At 35.5% G+C, this 3120-nt stretch carries 3 protein-coding genes and 1 pseudogene; 3 read left to right on the forward strand and 1 reads right to left on the reverse strand.

Annotated elements, in window-relative coordinates; genetic code table 11:
• The first annotated feature begins 508 nt into the window (after positions 1–508).
• The 3 genes from ABZA26_RS11195 (at position 509) to ABZA26_RS11205 (ending at position 2776) form a co-directional block, all read left to right on the forward strand.
• Positions 509–922 (forward strand): hypothetical protein, encoded by a 414-nt coding sequence (locus tag ABZA26_RS11195; RefSeq protein WP_372714612.1) that lies wholly within the window; start codon positions 509–511, stop codon positions 920–922.
• A 14-nt stretch (positions 923–936) separates the two neighbouring features.
• Positions 937–1302, forward strand: a complete 366-nt coding sequence (locus tag ABZA26_RS11200) for a hypothetical protein (RefSeq protein ID WP_372714613.1) — start codon at positions 937–939, stop codon at positions 1300–1302.
• A 106-nt stretch (positions 1303–1408) separates the two neighbouring features.
• Positions 1409–2776: an MATE family efflux transporter gene (locus ABZA26_RS11205; RefSeq protein WP_372714614.1), complete on the forward strand. Its 1368-nt coding sequence runs from the start codon at positions 1409–1411 to the stop codon at positions 2774–2776.
• A gap of 118 nt (positions 2777–2894) precedes the next feature.
• On the opposite strand, the pseudogene ABZA26_RS11210 reads toward ABZA26_RS11205, so the two are convergent.
• Positions 2895–3120: pseudogene (locus ABZA26_RS11210) on the reverse strand (hydroxylamine reductase); the annotation flags it as partial.

Here is a 3120-nt window from a genome sequence, read left to right on the forward strand (position 1 = left end):
GTGACTCCTGCTAAGGCTTCGGCTCCTAGGCGTTGTCCCATGAAGATACGGTCGATTATAGTATAGATCATGACAATGGTAGAGCCAATTATAGAGGGTATGGCAAACTCCATAAGGAGTTTTTTTATATCCCCGGTTTCGAGTTTGTTTTTCATAAAAAGCTCCTTTTTCTATGTGAGTATTTATTTAAAAAAAACCTGAACAGTATCAAAGAAAATTCAGTTGTTTTTTTGATTATACGGTACCAGACAATTATAATACAATTCCCAATAAAATTAAAGACAATAAACTTTTTTTGCAGACGACCAAAGTAATTAATATGTATATGAACAAAAATAAAACTAATTAAATCAAAGCGGTCTTCCACCGGATTAATATTAATTGCAACTTTCTGGAGCCGACAGAATATTTTTTTCTCAGAAAATGAAGTTTAACAGAGTATTTGTTGAAGAAAAATGGTTTTTAAAGTATAATGTAATTTCAAGAGTATGAAAATTTTGGAGGAAAAATGAGAAAAGATGTAAGCAAAGATAAACCTAAAGGAAAAGATTTTGGAAAGCTGAAAAATATGAGGAAGTCTAAGAGAATAGAAGAAAATAAAAAATTCAAGGCGGCCACAGAGAACAAAAGGCAAAATTCAGAAGCAAGAAAAGAAAAGAGAGAGAAGAAGGCAATAGTGGAAAAAGCTCTAAATGTTAAGATCGTAGGCTTTAGAAAGGGTATGCTTCTGGTAGAAGTAGAGGGTGAAGTAGAGAAAAGAGCCTTTATCTTTTCCAGAAAAAAAGTCAGAAAAGATAACTTATCTAGAAAAATAGGTGATTTTGAGATCAAACTTTACGGGAATAATGTTAAAATAGAAACATTAGAGGGATATGAAGAGATCAGAGAACAGCTAATATGGGAGTTTGAAGAGATCCTCTAGAAAAGGAGTATGTTATGAAAAAATTAGTCATAAAGTGTCCAAAGTGTAAGAAGAAAATGAAAATAATGGATAAACCTGCAAAGTATAGATGTCCTAATTGTAAAGAGGTCTATAAATACACAAAACCGAAGCAGATTACAAATAAGATACTTACAATTTTTAAAGATGCCGGTCAGACAATGATAGATATAAAAAATAATGTAAAAAACAAATACAACATGAGTAAGAATACATATAAATATATGAAACAGGTAAAGAAAAATATGAAAAACAATCCCAACTGGTCAAACTACCACAAGGAACAGCAGGAGATGAAGGATGTTTCCGGCTCTAAAAAGGGATTCAAAGGATTTATTGATAAACTGAAAAAGAAAAAATAAATCTAAAATGATTATTGTCTGTATAAAAAAATTGTAGGTGGATGCCTGCAATTTTTTATTGGGACAATTTATTACTGACCGTATACATATTTAGGAGGAAGTTTTTATGGATAAAAGAAGAAGACTGGAAGAGGAAAGCATTCCCAAGCTGCTGTGGGAATATTCTCTTCCTGCAGTTGCAGGGACACTGGTTTACATACTTTACAATATTGTAGACAGGATATTTATAAGCTTTGGAGTGGGACGTCTTGCCATAGCCGGACTCAGTATAACTCTGCCTCTGTTTACCTTTATTCTGGCCACAGGGCTGCTCATAGGAATGGGAGGAGGATCCCTTATCTCCATAAGTCTAGGAGCCAGGAAAGAAGAGTATGCAGAAAAGATTTTGGGTAATGCCATAGCTCTTTTTGTAATAATAGGAGTCTTGTTTTCTGTATTTGGGCTGGTTTTTTTAGACGATATACTTAGTCTCTTCGGGGCCACTTCCAATAACATTATCTACGCTAAGGATTACATGTCGCTTATATTTTTTGCCACTCCTTTTCAGCTTATGTTTATAGGAATGAATCATATAATAAGAGGTGAGGGGAATCCAAAAACAGCAATGAGAATGAGTCTGGTGGGATGCGGGTTAAATATAGTTTTGGACCCGCTGTTTATTTTTGTCTTTCATATGGGGATAAAGGGAGCGGCTCTGGCCACAGTGATATCCAATGTTCTGGTGGCTTATTTACAGTTGAGACATTTTCTTGGGGGAAGGAGCAGGATAACCTTCAGAGCTAAAAATATGAAGCTGGATTTGGCAGTGATAAGGGAGATTGCCAGTATAGGGGTGGCTCCGTTTATAATGCAGATGTCCAATTCCATAGTGGTGATATTTATAAATAAAAATCTGAATATATACGGAGGAGACATAGCCATAGCTGCCTTTGGAATAATAAACAGCTTGAGTACTTTGTTTTTTATGCCTCTTGTGGGGATATATCAGGGAAGTCAGCCGATACTTGGATTCAACTACGGTGCCGGGATATACAGCAGAGTTAGGGAAGCGTATAAAATATCCATGAAAACCGCTCTGATAGTATCTGCAGCGGGATTTACAATGGCTATGTTTATACCGCATGTTCTTATATCTCCATTTATAAAAAATGACCCGGAACTCTTTAAACTAACAGAGGGGGCTCTCAGAATATTTTTCAGCATGGTTCTCTTTATGGGATTTCACACTATAGGGGGAAGTTATTTTCAGGCAGTGGGAAGAGCAAAGGTTACAACTGTTATAAATATGCTCAGGCAGTTTGGGCTTATGCTTCCGTTACTTTATATTTTACCAAAATATTTCGGACTCAAAGGAGTATGGATGGCTGCTCCTGTTACTGATTTTATTTTAGCTTTATTTACATCCTACTTTGTATTTTCTGAGTTTAAGAGGCTGAAGGAGATGCCTCTTAAACTAAAAAAAGAAAAGATATAAAAAAAAACCACCTTCCCGGGGGGCGGGAAGGTGGTTTGGGGGAGGGATACAAAATCATGTATCTGCATAAATAACGATTGATTTTTTTACTGTGTATTTCTACACCAAATATTTGTTATTAGTTTCCTAAGAACATCTTTATATCTTCATCTGCGCTTGAGATACCAGCGATACCGAAGTTTTCAACAAGAACATTTACAACATTTGGTGAAAGGAATGCTGGTAATGTAGGTCCTAAGTGGATATTTTTAACTCCAAGGTGTAAAAGAGCAAGTAGTACAATTACAGCTTTCTGCTCAGACCATGCAATGTTGTACGCGATAGGTAATTCATTGCTGTCATTA

It is taken from the genome of Ilyobacter sp., from assembly GCF_041583315.1.
Classification (GTDB): domain Bacteria; phylum Fusobacteriota; class Fusobacteriia; order Fusobacteriales; family Fusobacteriaceae; genus Ilyobacter.

What these genes read in the sequence shown, in the direction of transcription:
- ABZA26_RS11200 (WP_372714613.1), top strand. Translation starts at nt 937, where the DNA reads ATGAAAAAATTAGTCATAAAGTGTCCAAAGTGTAAGAAGAAAATGAAA.
- ABZA26_RS11205 (WP_372714614.1), top strand. Translation starts at nt 1,409, where the DNA reads ATGGATAAAAGAAGAAGACTGGAAGAGGAAAGCATTCCCAAGCTGCTG.
- ABZA26_RS11195 (WP_372714612.1), top strand. Translation starts at nt 509, where the DNA reads ATGAGAAAAGATGTAAGCAAAGATAAACCTAAAGGAAAAGATTTTGGA.